We start from the raw sequence: 326 nt of genomic DNA, 5'->3' as shown, positions 1-326 counted from the left end.
GGCGACATGTGTAGCTGACTGATACTAATCGATCGAGGACTTAACCAAACTTTAAAAGCGTAAGCTTTACTCAGCAATCTGTTACCTAGTTTTGAGAGAATAATCTCATATAAATGTCTAGTGATAATGGCAAAGAGGTCACACCCGTTCCCATACCGAACACGGAAGTTAAGCTCTTTAGCGCCGATGGTAGTTGGGACTTTGTCCCTGTGAGAGTAGGACATCGCTAGGCATTTTTATTTTGCTTTTTTATCATCGCGGGGTGGAGCAGTTCGGTAGCTCGTCGGGCTCATAACCCGAAGGTCGCAGGTTCAAATCCTGTCCCC

The 326-nt window shown here is 45.7% G+C and carries 1 rRNA gene; it reads left to right on the top strand.

From position 1 onward, the window contains the following. Positions 1–116 precede the first annotated feature (116 nt). Positions 117–232: ribosomal RNA gene (gene rrf / locus ACMX9J_RS27735) — 5S ribosomal RNA — on the top strand. Positions 233–326 lie beyond the last annotated feature (94 nt).

The sequence above is a fragment of the Priestia sp. RMT2NF4 genome (assembly GCF_047872835.1).
Taxonomy (GTDB): domain Bacteria; phylum Bacillota; class Bacilli; order Bacillales; family Bacillaceae_H; genus Priestia; species Priestia zanthoxyli.
The sequence above is the reverse complement of the archived record's forward strand: the minus strand, read 5'-3'. Positions and strand labels throughout refer to the sequence as shown.